The following is a 14,857-nucleotide window of genomic DNA, read 5'->3' as shown; positions in this document are numbered from 1 at the left end:
GCCTCTCGTTTCAATCTCAAAGCCCGAACAGGCTTTTCGACAACCGCAGTTTTGCGGATTTGCCGATATCCTCCGTTGTTAGAACACCTTCTTCTGTCACGAGATCGACTGGCACGAAGAGATCGCCGCGCATGCTTGCCGCGGTGGTCGCTTCGCTTGGGGCGACGCGGACAGGGATACTGCGCCCGTCGTTCAGATCCATGTGAACCATGTCTCCGTTCATCGCCCTGTTAAGCCCTTCTATGCTCATCAGAGTCTGTGCTCTGACTTCAGAACTATTAACGAAAATTGTCAGAATTAAGTCTGTTTGAAGAACAGTTGCGCCTTCTGAAATTCCTTGCGGAACAACAGCTTGGCAATCACATGGCATCTTGAAGTTCAACACGTCGCCAGTATTGGCGTTAATAGAATAAAGCACCTCTCCTTTTGCCGCTGTTGGATTGAGATACGAGATCTGTCCGGCAGCAGTGGCGCGCATCATCTGACCGGCGCGCTCGACGAAAATCGGGTGCATTTCGTAGGCTGTGGTATAGCGCTTGAACAACACGAAGGCTGCCAACACGATCAACAGCCCTGACATCGCCGCCACTGCGATCGAACGAATACGATCCTTGATGGATTGCGCGCCGGCCTCGCCCTTGGGCTTTTTCGGTTCGATCGGGCCGGTGTAGCTGACCATGCCGTCGATGGTGACGAAATCCCCCGCGATAAAGCTGTTCAGGATATAGCGCAGCTGAGGCAGATGATCGCCCGTCGGGTCGGTAAACTGGAAGACCGTCGTGCCATCGTCGGCTTCGCTCAGAACTGTCACCTGCGGGTGCAGGGTCACCGAAAAATTCTCAAAGGTGAAATGCAGGATCGCGATATGCCTGGAGCCGACGCCAAGCGGCCCGCCCTCGTCTGCCTCGGCGTGGATCTGCATCAGCGAAACACTGTCGCCGGTGTAGCGCTGGCCCTGAACCGTCAGAGCAAAGGGCAGCTTCAACAGCGGGTGTTCATCGTCATAACCAAAGTCGAGTGGCAGCTTTTTCCGCTCGGACGTGGTGACGGGTTCCTCGGCCTGGGCCGTGCCGCCGCTGACCGCGCCGATGTCATACAGCACGCTCACGCTGGGCTGAACGAAGGCCTGCGGAATACTGAGGTCAGCACCACCAACCGGTTCTCCGATCATTTCAGGGTCGGTGTTCGGGTCGGGTCTGAAGATGTCATTTGCCATCGTATTACCTCGTCATGCCTATTCGACCGTATTCAGAAACATGATGGCTACGGTGAGCCATGACAGGGCCAGCGCATGATGGGCAAAGGATTCCCATGCCTTCACACGATCAAACAGCGACAAAGCGGTGCCCGCACCGCCGCTGCCCTGTCGGGTCCATTTCTGTTTGTCGAGGCGGAAAAGTACAAAAGTCTTGATGATCGCGCCCGCAATCTGGCCGAAGTACAAGATCGGCGGATGCGTGATAGGGAACCACTGCCCGTTGAACAGCGCGATGATGATGCAGAACATGTAGCGGGTCACCATAACCCAGGCGATATACAGCGGGATCACCGTCGGAGTGATCGTGATCGCCGCCACAAGAACCGAGATCGGCCCGACAAGCGTGGTCCACATGGACACCCGCTGATCAAGGATCGACCACCATGTGAAAAAGCCAATCTTGCGCGGGCTTTCCCGAAGGGCGCGGCCGTTGGTGCGCATCATGTTGCCAAACCAACGCACCATAAGCGTCTTGGCACTGTCATAGAATGTATCGCGCGGCTGGCCTTCGGCGGATTGCGACTGGACGTCGGGCATATAGGCCATCTGATAGCCATTGCGAAGCAGCCAATACCACGTCGATTTGTCGTCACCCGTCAGAAAGTTCACGCGGCCAAGGCGCCAGTGGTCGAGATAGTCAAATCCGACGCCTTTGATGAAGCCGGGATTGGTCGCCAGCGACGCGCGGAAAACCGACATGCGGCCGGTCAGCGTCAGAACCCGGTTGCCCAACCCCATCGAGCACATCATCACCTGACGCTGATTGAAACGCAGGGTGAACCAGTCCTTGAACAGGTTCTGCTTGTCGATGATCGCCGCTTCGTCGGTGGTCAGCGCGCCCATGCGCGGATCCGAGAAAAACGGCGCGGCCTGTGCCCAGATATCGCGCGGCACGACCGTGTCCCCGTCGACAAAGACCATGATGTCGTCTTTGGTCGGGGCTTTGTCAGCCAGAATGCGCAGTGCCTTTTCCATGGCGTCGCGCTTGCCGCTGGATTTGATGCGGTCGATGATCAATTCGACATTGCTCATGTCGAATTTCGAGCTTTCGTACAGCTGACGGATCAACCGCACGTCTTTGCCATCCACGGCTGAGACAACAATCGTCGCACCGTCGCGGGCCTTCGCGGCTGCCTCGAACAGACGACGGTAGACCATGATGGTGACATCATTATCCACCATGTAGGTGGTGACCATGAAGTAGCAGTGCGATTTGACCTTGCTTGCCCAGAAGCGCCGATTGTGGCGGCGCTTCCAGACCGGATAGGCGATCCGGCGGAAATAGATGGCCCGCGAAAAGTTGGTCAACGCCCAGCTGTACCGCCAGATGCCCAAAAAGCCGACAATGAACACCGCGTTGGACGCGTTGTGCAATTCCCCCAGGAATCCCTGGGGGACCACGGACACCAAAAGATAGATGACCGAGTAATAGGCGAGATGGGTGAGGACCAATTTCGCGGACATCGGCTTACCAGCAGATGCCTTCGTATTTGTCATCCGTGACCATGTCGCGATGCAGGCGGGTCAGGTCGACCACGGTGCGCGTCTTGGCCGCGGCCTTCAGCTTGTCCACGGTTTCGTTGTAGTAGTTGCCCACCAGAACCGCGCCACTGTCATTGATCAGCTTGTCGAGATCGCCGACAAGACGGCCTTGAAGGTTTGGCACGCTTTCGTTGCCGCGCCCGGCGCCGGGGGTGCCGCTGTCATAGGCCTCTTTGACGAAGGGATCGTAGATATCCACCTCGATACCCTTGCCGATCAGACGCGCGGCCAAGGACACAAGCGGGCTTTCCCGAAGGTCATCGGTCCCGGGTTTAAAGCTGATCCCGACAAATCCGACGCGCTTGGCGCCGCTTTTCTCGACCATTTTTTCGGCCTTGGCGATCTGCGCCTCGTTCGCCTCAAGAACCGCGTTCAGCAGATGCGAGGGCGTGTCGTTCTGGGCTGCCAGGTGACGCAGCGCGCGCACATCCTTTGGCAGGCACGATCCGCCAAAGGCAAAGCCGGGGCGCATGAAATAGGGCGACATGGCGGCCTTTTTATCGGAGCACAGGATCTCCATCACAGTCTGACCGTCGATGCCGCAGGACTTGGCGATATTGCCGATCTCGTTGGCAAAGGTCACTTTGACCGCACGCCAGGTATTCGAGGTGTATTTCACCATCTCGGCGGTGCGGATATCGACCTTGTTCACCGGACAAGGCATGTCCTTGTTCAACTCGGCCAAAATCTCGCCGGTCTTGACGTCCATAAAGCCAAAAACCACCAGTCCGGGGTCATAGCTGTCGGCAATCGCCGTGCTTTCGCGCAGGAACTCAGGGTAGTAGCCGACGCCGAAATCCTTGCCCGCCACTTTGCCCGAGGTCTGTTCCAGAACCGGGATGCAGGAGGTTTCGGTGCTGCCCGGCACGATGGTCGAGCGGATGACAACCGAGTGGTAGGCGTCCTTGTCTGCCAGCGCCTTGCCGATGGTTTCGCAAACGCTGGTCACATAGGACAGGCCAACCGAGCCATCCGGCGCAGAAGGTGTGCCGACACAGACGAACGACAGGTCCGTTTCGTGGATTGCCTTGGCGAAATCAATGGTTGCGCGCAGTTTGCCACTGGCCACCATTTCCCGGACGAGATCATCGATCCCTTCCTCGACGATGGGGGACATTCCTGCGTTGATTGCGTCGATTTTGCCCTGGTCGACATCGACCGCGATTACGTCATGACCGTCCTGCGCAAGACACGCAGCCGATACAACACCGACGTAACCAATGCCGAAGACACTGATCCTTGCCATTTTTTCTGCCTCATAAAGTTAACACTGTCTAACGCAGTGCTTTTTTATTGTGGCCAGTATGCGGCTCTTCTTGAATCCAGCAAGAACGGCGGAAATTTGCCGTTAACTTTTTTGGGATTGTGCCCAACTTGTTACAGTTTTCCACAGATTCCCCAACGTCAGGCACGCACCCATCCGCCCGACAGCGCAACAAAATTTCTCTTTTTCGCCAAAATCTTAGAAAACAGGCCACCTTATGCGCCGATCATTCGTGCTTCGGGAAAGCCACGCCAATTGCACCAAATTTCTTAGAACACTATAGTTTCTGATCAGGATATAGGCGGATTCATGCAAGGTAACGAGCTATGCGAATGGCAAGGCAAACTGTGCTATTTCTCTCCTTGTTTCTGGCGGGTTGTCTTGAGGTGATCCCCGGCCTGAACCGCCAATCAGACGACCTTTTTACACCCGTCCGCGGCTATGAACGTCTGTTCAGCCCGGCGCCGCATAACTTCCGCTACGCCCTTGCCCAAGCCGGCGCGCCGGTCCGCAGCGGCGATCGCTCGGAACGGTTTGAATTGCGCACCGGCGATTGCGGCGGCAGCGATTGCGGCAATCCGCGTTACCGCGCCGAGATCCGCATGACCGACGACAGCAGCCTCGCCAAGGTCGGGGAGGATACGTGGTATGGCTGGAGCTTTTACAACTCCAGCATACCAGGTTTCGCCCGCGACGACTCGCTTCGGCTGGTCTTTGGGCAATGGACCATGGGCGGCGACGCCAATCCCGTGATCCGGCTGATCCAGCTTGGCAAAGATGAAGGCAACTGGACCACCTGCCGCCCCGCCATATGCGCCGGACCTGAACGCGCGCAGGGCGACGTGGTCATTCAGCTTGAGGATATGCGCCGCACCTTTGATTGGGGTGAAGGTGAAAACGACGGCTATGTTTGCCGGTTGTTCGACATGGCAGAGAACAGACGGCGCTGGGTCGATCTGGTGATGCAGACGAATTTTTCGAACCAGCCAGACGGGTATTTGCGCGTCTGGGTGAACGGAGAACTCAAGTGCGACTACAAGGGCCCCATCGTCTCACCCAAGAGCCTGCTTGAGGGCACCCAGCCCGGCCATCGGCGCGGCGTCTTTTCCAGCTATACCACCCGCTGGAACGACGCGCATGGGGCAAGGCCCAAGCCGACTTTGGTCGTCTACTACGATGAATTCCGCGTTGGGAAATCGCGCGAGGATGTGGACACCCGCTGGCGCGAAGCGGCGGGCGCACCCGCCGTAGACTAGCGCCGCCTCAGAGGGCGAGCGTGACCGAGGTGCCGTCAGGATAGCTGACCACCAGTGCGCTGTTGTCACAATAAAAATCGGCCTTGCCAGCAAAGCGCCCGTCTTTGGGAATAATCTTCATCACGGCGTCTTCGGCCATGGTGATGACGGAATGGCTTGTTTTCGCGATCTTGTGGATCTCGGTTCTCATAGGGGCAGCTCCTGGTTCGGGGCGATCAGATGGATGTTATGGGTCAAACCTTAACCCGGTCTAAAAAGGCAGCTGTGCAGATCAGCTGCCGTCAAAAACCCTTGCCAGAACCACGCGGTCCAAAGTTGCAAGTGCGATCATAGCAAGAAGAAACACCATCGTTTCACTCCGTTTCTTTTTGCCCCCGTTCCCGAGTTCGAGCAATATCATTCAAGGCGGAAAAGTGGCAGAAAAAGCGAATTGAGGCGCAAATTTGGCATTTTTCGGACTTTTCTGTTGCGCACATCGGGACAGCGGTAAGGTCCCGAGAAAACTGTTTCCCCATGCAAGCCAGAGCTTGGTTAATCGACCCCGAATCATGGTTAAAACGTGGCGACGCCAAAACGCAATAAGGGGCGCATCATGCGCCCCTTACATACCTGACAAGATGGCCTGGATCAGTTGAACATCGTGTTCGGCAGGATCAACGAGATTTGAGGGAAGGCGATCAGTATGGCCAGCGTCACAACCATGGCCCCCCAGAACGGCAGCACTCCGCGAAAGATCTGGCCCAGTGGCACCTTGGGGGCCACGGATTTCACGATAAAGACGTTGATCCCCACCGGCGGCGATATCAGCCCCATCTCAAGTGTCAAAACCACCAGCACGCCAAACCAGATCGGATCGATCCCCAGATCCATAATGACCGGGAAAAAGATCGGCAGGGTCAACACCAGCATGGCGAACCCTTCCAGAAAGCAACCCAGTACAAGGTAAACAAAAAGGATCACCACCAGTGTTCCGATCACTCCGGCATCCAGCGCAGCCAACCCTTCGCCCACCAGCGTCGGGATATGGGACAGGGCAAGGAAAGGGTTGATCATATGCGCCGCGATGAGGATCAGCATGACCGTCGCCGTGGTCACGATGCTGTCACGCGCCGCGTTCCAAAAGGCTCGCAGATCCAAAGAGCGCGTCACCAAGCCATAAAGGATCACCAGCCCGGCCCCGACCCCAGCGGCTTCGACCGGGGAAAACAGCCCGCCGTAGATGCCGCCAATGGTCAAAAGGATCACGGTCAGGATCGGCAAGGCGCCCACCATCGCCCGCCGCTTTTCGGCAAAACTGGTTGCCGGGCCAGCGGGGCCAAACTCGGGCTTGATCCAGCAGAGAAAGGTGATGGTTGCGATAAAAGCGCTCAGCAGCAAAAGGCCCGGCAGGACACCGGCAAGGAACAGACGTCCAATGCTCTGCTCGGTCAGAATGGCGTAAATCACAAAACCGGTCGACGGCGGGATCAGAATGCCCAGCGTGCCACCGGCAGCCACCACCCCAGTCGACAGGCGCGGGTCATATTTATAGCGGTCCATCTCGCCCAGGGACACCTTACCCATGGTCAAAGCCGAGGCGACCGAGGAGCCAGACAGCGCCGCAAAGCCGCCGCAGCCAATCACCGTGGCACTGGCCAGCCCGCCACGGATATGCCCGATCACCGCATAGGCCGCGTCGTAAAGCTGGCGGCTCATCCCGGTGTGGGTGGCGACATTGCCCATCAGAATGAACAACGGCACGATCACCAGTTCCGAGCTGGACGCCAAGGTGAAGCTTTCAGAAGCCAGCAAGCCCATCGCCGCATTCCAGCCATTCAGGCTCCAGATGCCAATAAAGCCAACAAGGAACATGGCGAAGGCCACGGGAATACGCAGGATCAACAGGATCAGAAGAACCGCGATCCCAACACCGCCGATGGCACCTGCGGTCATTGTTTTGACTCCAATTCGTGGCGGACGTCGCGGCCCGAGAGCGTAAGCTCGATTGCCCGCAGCAGCATTCCGAAGGCGGTGATCAGCGACAGTACGCACAATCCCCACTGAAACCATGCCTTTGGCAGGCGCAAAAGATTTGTCGAAAGATTAAGCATCTGGCTCAGCTTGGCGCTGTCGAAAACCGCCCATGCGACAAAAACAAAGATCACGGTCCCCAGCAGCGCCGAGAGGATGTCGATGGCGCGGTTCATGACGCGCGGATAACGTCGCTCAAGTAGGTCAACGGCGATATGTCCGCCTTGCCGATCACACAGCGCCATACCGCCAAAGACCAGAATGACCATGGTCATCATGATCAAGTCCTGAGAGCCGAACATCGGATGGCCAAAGGCGCGCCCGATCACGTCGATCAGGATCACGACCACTTCGACGATCAGGCCAAGCGTGCCGAAAAAAGCGGACAGGCCAATCAGCCTGTCCGCCACATTGCGCATTGTGTGCAGCACTTATTCGCCCCGCATCGCAGCCAAAGCTGCCTCGCCGCCGACCTCGGCGACATAGCCGTTGACGACATCCGCCACAGCCGTCTCAAAACCGGCGATTTCGTCGGCGCTGAGGTCGATCACTGTGTTGTCGCCAGCGACTCGTGCCGCCTCAATCGCCGCATCGGCGGTGGCATTCCATGCCATTTCTGCCGATTTCGACAGTTCCATACCCGACACACCGTCGATGGCAGACTTCATTTCATCCGACATGCTATCGTACTTCGTGCCGGTCATCACCGTGTAAAACACCAACCGGCCAAGGTTCGCGCCAAGGCTGTAGCTGTTGGCCACTTCGTCCAATTTAAAGTCCGAAAGGGTGGAAGCGCCGGTAATCACCCCGTCGATCAGGCCCGTCTGAAGTGCGTTGTAGACTTGGTTGATCGGCATCTGGACAGGGGTGGCCCCCATCGCTTCGGCCACCTGCGCGGCGGTCGAGCCTGCGACACGGATCTTCAGACCCGCCAGATCTTCGGGCTTGCGAATATCATGATCCTTCATGATGAAGATATTCGGCTCAGAGGTCCACAGCGCAATCGGCTTAGTGCCGGGGAATTCGCCCTTGATCTCATCGAAGGCCTCCCACAGCGCCTCATAACCCGGCTTGTCCAGCGGGATGGCATTGGGCAGTTCCGCGATCATCGTCTTGCCGAATTGCGACGAAGTATAGCCCGGCAGGCCCCAGCCCAGATCTGCTACGCCCTGCACAACGCGCACATATTGTTCGACCGGACCAGCGCCCAGTTCGCCGCCATGATAGCCGCGGACGGTCAGTTCGCCCCCAGTGGCGGCAGACAGGTCGGCATTCATCTTCTCGATAACGCTGGCGTTGATGGTGTGGAAAGGCGGCGTGAAGTTGGCGAACTTCAGCTCTTCGGCGATTGCAGGCGCAGCAAGCACGGTCGTGGCTGCCAGCGCGGCGGCAAAGCGCTTTACAGGGGTAAAGTGAAACATGGTTGTCCTCCCAGACTGATCGGGGGGACTTTGTTCGCCCCCCATTCTGAAGCGATCTTATGTCGGACGCTTGGTTCGTCCAATAGAAATGCCAGCGCGGGTATTGGTTTTTGCTAATCCCCCGCGCTGGCACAGCGACTTAGCTGCCCTTGCTGCGCCAGCTGTCAGCGTAGTTTTCACGCGCTTCGGCGGCATAAGGAGTTGGCGACACACGCACGCGGATCTCGGTTTGCTGGTGCTTTTCGGTGCTGGTCTTCTGGGTGTCGTCCGGCTCGCCCCATTTCATGGTCAGAACGTCACCGACCTGAACATCATTGCTGACGACCCCAAGGCTGAGCACGCAGCGTTCGTTCCAGCTATAGCCGTTGAACATGCTCATGCCGACCATCTTGTCGCCCTGCATGACCATATCCGCCGAAGACGAGGCATAGTTCGGCTGCGGGAAGTCGATCCACTTGTAAGGCGTGCCCTGCTCAAAGGCGCTGCCGATGACTTTCAGCACGTCTTCGCGGTTCCACTCAAAGGTCACCTTCTTGCGCTTGGCGCCCTCTTCCTTGATCTTCTGCAAGGCCGCCTTGCCGACGAAATCGTCTTTCTTCCAGCCGATGTAGAAATCATAACCCAGCTCGAACGGGTTGACGTAGTAGTCTTCGATGTTTTCGCTGACAAAGCTGCCGCCGATCGCGCCAGCAGCTTCGTACTGCTCATCGCTCAGCCACTGGCGGTAGTCTGCCAGCATGCCGTCACCGGTATAAATGCCCGGCAGCGGGCTGGGGATCCAGCCGGATTCCAGCGTGTTCGTCGAATAGGCACGGCTGCCGCATTGGACCAGATTGACCCCGGCATCCTTGGCCGCCTGCATGATGGTCGAGTGGATATAGTCTTTGTCCTTGTACGGCCCCCAGACCTCAAGCCCCGGTGCGCCGGACATGCCGTGGCGCAGCGCCTGTACCTTTTTCGAGCCGATGTTGATCCAGTCGACGTGAAAGAACTTGATATCCGGAACCGGCCCGCCGTTCATCTTTTCAAAGATCGCCGGGGCGTCGGGGCCCTGGATCTGGAACCGGTAATGTTCACGCAGCACGCGCTCGCCCTCGGGGCGTGACGGCGACCGCGGATCGTGGCGAATGCGTACATTCCACTTACCCCAAGACGCGCAGAACAGCAGCCAGTTCGAGGTCGGCGCGCGGCCCACGAGGATGTACTTGTCCTCGCGCTCGCGGAAAATGATGTGGTCGCCAATCACGTGACCGTTCGGCGTGACGGGCACATAATGCTTGGCGCGGTTCAGGTCGAAATTCGAGAACGAGTTGATACCGTGATAGGCAAGGAACTCGGTCGCCTGCGGGCCTTCGACGATCAGCTCGTCCATGTGGTGCGACTGGTCGAACAACACGGCGCCGTTGCGCCACGCCGCCTGCTCATCCCGCCAGTTGGTGAATTCCGGCGTCACGACGGGATAAACATACATCCCGATCTTGCTGTTGCGGAGCATCGGCACCGCGCCACCAGCGGCGGCAATTTTCTCATCAAGGTTCATCGCTAGTCCTCCCATGCGAATCTCAAGCTGCATACATTTAGAGCGACAAATGCGGTTTGCTCAAGAAAATTTCACGAAAATGCATACATTTTAGCTGGCAATCAGGGAGAGCCCCGGAAAGTTGCCACCCTCGGGGCCACGCAGATGCTCCAGATTGCGGCGGGCTTCGCGGGCGTGTTCGCGCATCAAGGCCTCGGCCCGGGCGCCCTGGCGGGCAATGATCGCCTCGACAATGGCATGGTGTTGCTGCTGCGCATAAAACAGCCTGCGCGCATAGCCGGGCATGTCTTCGAGAGTTGGTAAGAAAGCGGTGGGCGCAGCGAAGGGCAGCTTGACGACGCGCTCGGTCTCTCGCTGGATCAAGGCCGACCCCGACAGCCGTGTAATCCATTGGTGGAAGACACTGTTCAGACGAGAATATTCATCTAAATCAACAACATCATGTGCAGACGCAAAGCAGCCATCCAGTTGTGCAAGAAGGTCTGTTCCCGCTTCAATATCGGCCTCGGACAGGCCGCGCTCAGCCGCATAACGTGCAGCGGTGCCTTCAATCACCCCGCGCAATTCGATGGCGTCGACCACATCGGCATAGGTGAACAAACGCACCACGAAACCGGCGTTGCGCCGACGTTCCAACAACCCTTCTTCGGCCAGCCGTGCAAGTGCGTCGCGGACAGGCGTGCGCGAGACGTCCAGCTCTTCGGCAAGGGCAACCTCGGTCAGCCGCTCCCCTCCCGGAATTTCCCCGGACAGAACGCGGCGGCGCACCTCCTCCATAACGCGCGACGTGTGCGAGCCTTCCTTGTGATCATCCATGCAAGTCACCTTTGCGCCCTTAATGTATACATTCTAGACGCTCCAGCAGAGGGTGCAACCGCGCTGTGAGCAATTTCGGAAGCCATTCAGCGGGACGCTGCAAACATCGCGATAGACACCCGGGCCACCATGCCAGGCCCATGTACGCAAGGCTCGACTGCCCTCTCATCGAGGCGCTGGAAACACCTCTCCATCCATCAGTTTTCGAGCTGTGCGCAGCACTTCTGCGCGCACGACCTCATGCTCTTCGACATGGCCAACAACGGTCATCTCGCCGGTTGGATGCTCAATCGACATAGGCTTTACCGCCCCCTCTGGCACAATCGCGAGATCGTGCCCCACGGCCACCGGCGTCAGGCAAGCCGTTGCCACGCTGACCGCCCCAAGCACACCAATGGCCTTGTGACACCGATGCGGGATAAAGGTTCGTGTGCTTATCGCACCGCCATTCCGCGCGGCACTGATCAGGGTCATCTTTGGCACGCTCTCTTGAGACACATCGCCAAGGTTCATCAAAGGGCCGCAGGCCAGTCGGATCGATTCGAGCCGCATCCGCAATTCGGCGTTGTCTTCCAAGACACCCGGCGCCTCATCCCCTGTCAGCCCAAAATCGGCGGCGCGCATGATCACGCAGGGCATCCCATTGTCGATCAACGTCACTTCGACCCCCTCGACCACGTCCCGCACTGACCCGCTCGGGAACAAGGCGCCACAGCTCGACCCGGCGGTATCACGAAAGGCGATCGGGATCGGCGCCGCGCCGCCGGGTACCCCGTCGATCCGCGCGTCGCCGGAATAAATCACCTGTCCGCCCGGCGTCTGAACTCGCGCCTCGGCGACCTGTCCGGTGTTCTCCATATAAATCGTGACAACCGTTTCCTTGGCTTGCGCCGGGACCAATCCGCGTTCAATCGCGAAGGGGCCGATACCAGCCAGAATATTCCCGCAGTTCTGGCCATCGCTTACAATGGCCTGATCCACAAAGACCTGAAGGAAAAGGTAATCCACATCGATCCCGGCGCGCTGCGATGGCCGCACTACGGCAACCTTCGAGGTCAGAGGGTCTGCGCCACCCATCCCGTCAATCTGGCGCGGATCGGGCGATCCCATGATCCCCAGCAACACGGCATCCCTGGCCGCCGTATCGGTCGGCAGATCGGAGGCAAGGAAATATCCCCCCTTTGACGTGCCTCCGCGCATCCACATGCAACGCAGGCCGCCCATCACAAAGCGACCTGCGTCTGCTTTGGCGTACGGGCTCCCGACAGCTTTCGCATATTGCGTTCACACATAGCGTAGCCCTTTTTCCTTCAGCCTCGGGCGCATGTCATAGATGTCCAACCCCAGCTCACCGGCGGCCAATCGCTGCCGCTTGACCTCTTCCGCATCCAGCCGGACCTGCGCCCTATCCATCACTTCTTTGGCGCGCCCAAGCGGCACAACGCAGACGCCATCGTCATCCGCCACGATCACGTCGCCGGGCATCACATGAGCACCTGCACAAACAATTGGCACATTGACCGAGCCGAGCGTTTCCTTGACGGTCCCCTGCGCCGAAACAGCCGTCGACCAGACATGAAAGCCCATCGCCCGCAGATCGCGCGTGTCCCGCACACCCGCATCAATGACCAGTGCACGGCACCCCCGAGCCATGGCCGAGGTGGCCAGCAGTTCGCCGAAATAGCCCATGTCGCAGGGTGCGGTAGGGGCGAGCACCATGATGTCCCCCTCACGCAACTGCTCGATCGCCACGTGGATCATCCAGTTGTCACCCGGCGCGGCGCTGATCGTCACTGCTGACCCGGCAATTGCCTTATCCTGCTGGATTGGCCGCATCCTGGATGACATCAGTCCAGAGCGCCCCTGCGCCTCATGCACCGTTGCAACGCCTGCGGCGCCGAGCCGGGAAACCAGCTCGGCATCAGCCCGCTCAATGTTTTGCACAACAACCGCCATGGCACCTCTTCCCGTCTTCATCTTGTTCCAAATACCCCCTGCTCACCCTTTGACAGGCGGCGTACCGTGCGTGTGGAAAGTCTCGATTGTTTTCAGACCCCAGGCCTGGCCCTTTTTGCGGTCCGCTTCCGTCCAGACAACGGGCTCCCAATCCGGGGCCAGCATCAGCCGCGCGCCGGCGTTCGCCAATTCGATCCGGTTGCCTGCGGGTTCCCACGCGTACAGAAAGAACGACCCCTGAATGGCGTGCTTGTGTGGGCCGGTTTCGATATGAACGCCGTTTTCCAGATAGATATCAGCCGCGCGCAGGATGTCCTCGCGCTGGTCGGTGGCATAGGTCACGTGATGCAAGCGCTTTTGGCCGCCGCCACGCTCTTCCGAGCAAACCAGATCGTAGGTCTTGTTGTTGCAGGTGAACCAGCAGCCACCCATTCGCCCGTTATCGAGCTGGATATACTCTGTGACGCGATGGCCCAGACAGGTATCCACAAAGCGTTTGAATTCACTCACGTCCTCGCCCAGCAGATTGACATGGTCGATCCGGCGCGGGCTGATCCCCTGGGCGTGAAAGCGGCTGGACAGGTTTTTCAGCGCCGAGGCATCGTCTGGCGGGGCCTGATATTTCACCGTTTCCCAATAGAGCTCAAAAACATGGCCGAAGGGGTCTTCGAACCGAAAGGACGGCCCGTGGCCCATGTCACCGTCAGTCCAGCCCAGCACCTTATACTCGGAGGCCTCGATCGCCGCGACACGGCGTTTCAGCGCCTCGGGCGAGGTGCAGCGATAAGAAACGTGGCCCACCCCCGTGGTGTCATGCGCCGTCAGTTTCAACGAGTGGAATTCGTAGTCATCCCAGGCCCGCAGATAGGCGCTGTTGCCCTCGCGCCCAGAGAGTTTCAGCCCGAAAACCCGCGTAAAGAAATCTAGGCTCTCGTCAAACTTGTCGGTGTAAACCTCGACATGGGCCAGGTGCGCAACGTCGAAATTCGGATTGGTTGGGGTATTCATGGCGCTCTCTCCTCAAAGCTCGTCGACAGTGCGCGGGAAGATGCTTTGAAAGCCCTCCGCGTATTTGCAATCGCGCCCGCCGGACATGCCGCCGGAATTGCGCTTGAAGTGGTTGGCGCGCTGCTGGGCGACGCGGGTGTAATAGTCCCACAGGTGGACCTGCCCGTTCATGCATTCCATTGCGGCGCGCTTCTTGTCCCACACCTCAGTGATGTCGAGGAAGGTATCTGGTTTCCAGCCCATCTGCTCGGTCTGGTGCGGCTCGAACAGGTACAACTGCGGGGCGCCAAGCACCCTTTCACCGGGGTTGTGGCCCCAGGCCTGCGCGATCATCCGCGCCTCAAGCGCCACCTGCGTCATGTACATGTGATCGGTGTTGTAGGGGTCGTACTGACTGTGGCTCATCATCCAGGTGGGCTGCACCTTGCGGATCAGATCGACGAGTTTGTATTTGTCTTCACGCTCCAAATGCAGCGGGTAATCCCCCAGATCAAAGCATTCGAGATGGTGGGCGCCCAACACATCAGCGGCAGCCTCGGCTTCGCCCCGACGGATCGCCTTGACCTCGTCCAACGACTTGCCCTCTTTCCAGAGCCGCGCGCTTTCGCCCCTTTCGCCAAAGGACAGGCAGGCAATGGTGACCTCATAGCCAAGCTGCCCATGCAGGGCGATGGCCCCGCCGCAGCGCCACACGAAATCCGCCGCATGGGCTGAAATGACAAGGGCTGTTTTCTTGTCGCTCACGGTATCCTCCCCTTTGTTTTGGCTTGCAGGATGTTGCCAATG

Annotated in this window: 14 protein-coding genes; 1 reads left to right on the top strand and 13 read right to left on the bottom strand. The window is 58.6% G+C overall.

Translation table 11 applies throughout. The features are described from left to right. Positions 1-16 precede the first annotated feature (16 nt). From ACOYQJ_RS15295 to ACOYQJ_RS15285, 3 genes are read right to left on the bottom strand one after another with little or no spacing between them, the layout of a single operon-like run. Positions 17-1,216, bottom strand: a complete 1,200-nt coding sequence (locus ACOYQJ_RS15295) for a hypothetical protein (RefSeq protein WP_422906907.1) — start codon at positions 1,214-1,216, stop codon at positions 17-19. Between the two features lie 18 nt (positions 1,217-1,234). Beyond that, the gene (locus ACOYQJ_RS15290; protein ID WP_422906906.1) at positions 1,235-2,722 is read right to left on the bottom strand and encodes a glycosyltransferase; all 1,488 of its coding nucleotides are present in this window, start codon (positions 2,720-2,722) and stop codon (positions 1,235-1,237) included. Between the two features lie 4 nt (positions 2,723-2,726). After that, positions 2,727-4,046: a nucleotide sugar dehydrogenase gene (locus ACOYQJ_RS15285; protein WP_422906905.1), complete on the bottom strand. Its 1,320-nt coding sequence runs from the start codon at positions 4,044-4,046 to the stop codon at positions 2,727-2,729. Positions 4,047-4,396: 350 nt separating this feature from the next. On the opposite strand from ACOYQJ_RS15285, the gene ACOYQJ_RS15280 reads away from it, so the two are divergent. After that, entirely contained in the window at positions 4,397-5,320 is a 924-nt protein-coding gene (locus ACOYQJ_RS15280; RefSeq protein ID WP_422906904.1) for a heparin lyase I family protein, read from the top strand. Positions 5,321-5,327: 7 nt separating this feature from the next. Here ACOYQJ_RS15280 and ACOYQJ_RS15275 read toward each other — a convergent pair whose 3' ends face one another. The 10 genes from ACOYQJ_RS15275 to ACOYQJ_RS15230 form a co-directional block, all read right to left on the bottom strand. Further along, positions 5,328-5,510 carry a hypothetical protein gene (locus ACOYQJ_RS15275; RefSeq protein WP_422906903.1) on the bottom strand — a complete coding sequence of 61 codons (183 nt, stop codon included), beginning with the start codon at positions 5,508-5,510 and terminating at the stop codon, positions 5,328-5,330. 437 nt (positions 5,511-5,947) lie between these two features. Then, positions 5,948-7,252, bottom strand: a complete 1,305-nt coding sequence (locus tag ACOYQJ_RS15270) for a TRAP transporter large permease (RefSeq protein WP_422906902.1) — start codon at positions 7,250-7,252, stop codon at positions 5,948-5,950. Then, positions 7,249-7,761 (bottom strand): TRAP transporter small permease, encoded by a 513-nt coding sequence (locus tag ACOYQJ_RS15265; RefSeq protein ID WP_422906901.1) that lies wholly within the window; start codon positions 7,759-7,761, stop codon positions 7,249-7,251. Before ACOYQJ_RS15265 ends, ACOYQJ_RS15270 begins: the two co-directional genes overlap by 4 nt. Then, positions 7,762-8,751 carry a TRAP transporter substrate-binding protein gene (locus ACOYQJ_RS15260; protein WP_422906900.1) on the bottom strand — a complete coding sequence of 330 codons (990 nt, stop codon included), beginning with the start codon at positions 8,749-8,751 and terminating at the stop codon, positions 7,762-7,764. It lies immediately after the preceding gene. A 139-nt stretch (positions 8,752-8,890) separates the two neighbouring features. Continuing rightward, positions 8,891-10,291: a vanillate/3-O-methylgallate O-demethylase gene (ligM, locus tag ACOYQJ_RS15255; RefSeq protein WP_422906899.1), complete on the bottom strand. Its 1,401-nt coding sequence runs from the start codon at positions 10,289-10,291 to the stop codon at positions 8,891-8,893. Positions 10,292-10,381: 90 nt separating this feature from the next. Further along, positions 10,382-11,107 carry a GntR family transcriptional regulator gene (locus ACOYQJ_RS15250; protein ID WP_422906898.1) on the bottom strand — a complete coding sequence of 242 codons (726 nt, stop codon included), beginning with the start codon at positions 11,105-11,107 and terminating at the stop codon, positions 10,382-10,384. Between the two features lie 165 nt (positions 11,108-11,272). Then, positions 11,273-12,331, bottom strand: a complete 1,059-nt coding sequence (locus tag ACOYQJ_RS15245; protein WP_422906897.1) for a 4-oxalomesaconate tautomerase — start codon at positions 12,329-12,331, stop codon at positions 11,273-11,275. Between the two features lie 60 nt (positions 12,332-12,391). After that, positions 12,392-13,084, bottom strand: a complete 693-nt coding sequence (locus tag ACOYQJ_RS15240; protein ID WP_422906896.1) for a 4-carboxy-4-hydroxy-2-oxoadipate aldolase/oxaloacetate decarboxylase — start codon at positions 13,082-13,084, stop codon at positions 12,392-12,394. A gap of 21 nt (positions 13,085-13,105) precedes the next feature. Next, a complete protein-coding gene (locus ACOYQJ_RS15235) occupies positions 13,106-14,071 on the bottom strand; it encodes a VOC family protein (protein WP_422906895.1) in 966 nt (321 codons plus the stop codon). A gap of 12 nt (positions 14,072-14,083) precedes the next feature. Further along, a complete protein-coding gene (locus ACOYQJ_RS15230; RefSeq protein ID WP_422906894.1) occupies positions 14,084-14,815 on the bottom strand; it encodes a PIG-L deacetylase family protein in 732 nt (243 codons plus the stop codon). Positions 14,816-14,857: the final 42 nt, after the last annotated feature.

Source organism: Pacificoceanicola algae (assembly GCF_049341065.1).
Classification (GTDB): Bacteria; Pseudomonadota; Alphaproteobacteria; order Rhodobacterales; family Rhodobacteraceae; genus Pacificoceanicola.
The sequence above is the reverse complement of the archived record's forward strand: the minus strand, read 5'-3'. Positions and strand labels throughout refer to the sequence as shown.

Coding starts and splice junctions, on each gene's coding strand:
- ACOYQJ_RS15245 (WP_422906897.1), bottom strand. CDS start 12,331: ATGGGCGGCCTGCGTTGCATGTGGATGCGCGGAGGCACGTCAAAGGGG.
- ACOYQJ_RS15270 (WP_422906902.1), bottom strand. CDS start 7,252: ATGACCGCAGGTGCCATCGGCGGTGTTGGGATCGCGGTTCTTCTGATC.
- ACOYQJ_RS15260 (WP_422906900.1), bottom strand. CDS start 8,751: ATGTTTCACTTTACCCCTGTAAAGCGCTTTGCCGCCGCGCTGGCAGCC.
- ACOYQJ_RS15250 (WP_422906898.1), bottom strand. CDS start 11,107: ATGGATGATCACAAGGAAGGCTCGCACACGTCGCGCGTTATGGAGGAG.
- ACOYQJ_RS15285 (WP_422906905.1), bottom strand. CDS start 4,046: ATGGCAAGGATCAGTGTCTTCGGCATTGGTTACGTCGGTGTTGTATCG.
- ACOYQJ_RS15275 (WP_422906903.1), bottom strand. CDS start 5,510: ATGAGAACCGAGATCCACAAGATCGCGAAAACAAGCCATTCCGTCATC.
- ligM (WP_422906899.1), bottom strand. CDS start 10,291: ATGAACCTTGATGAGAAAATTGCCGCCGCTGGTGGCGCGGTGCCGATG.
- ACOYQJ_RS15290 (WP_422906906.1), bottom strand. CDS start 2,722: ATGTCCGCGAAATTGGTCCTCACCCATCTCGCCTATTACTCGGTCATC.
- ACOYQJ_RS15235 (WP_422906895.1), bottom strand. CDS start 14,071: ATGAATACCCCAACCAATCCGAATTTCGACGTTGCGCACCTGGCCCAT.
- ACOYQJ_RS15280 (WP_422906904.1), top strand. CDS start 4,397: ATGGCAAGGCAAACTGTGCTATTTCTCTCCTTGTTTCTGGCGGGTTGT.
- ACOYQJ_RS15295 (WP_422906907.1), bottom strand. CDS start 1,216: ATGGCAAATGACATCTTCAGACCCGACCCGAACACCGACCCTGAAATG.
- ACOYQJ_RS15240 (WP_422906896.1), bottom strand. CDS start 13,084: ATGAAGACGGGAAGAGGTGCCATGGCGGTTGTTGTGCAAAACATTGAG.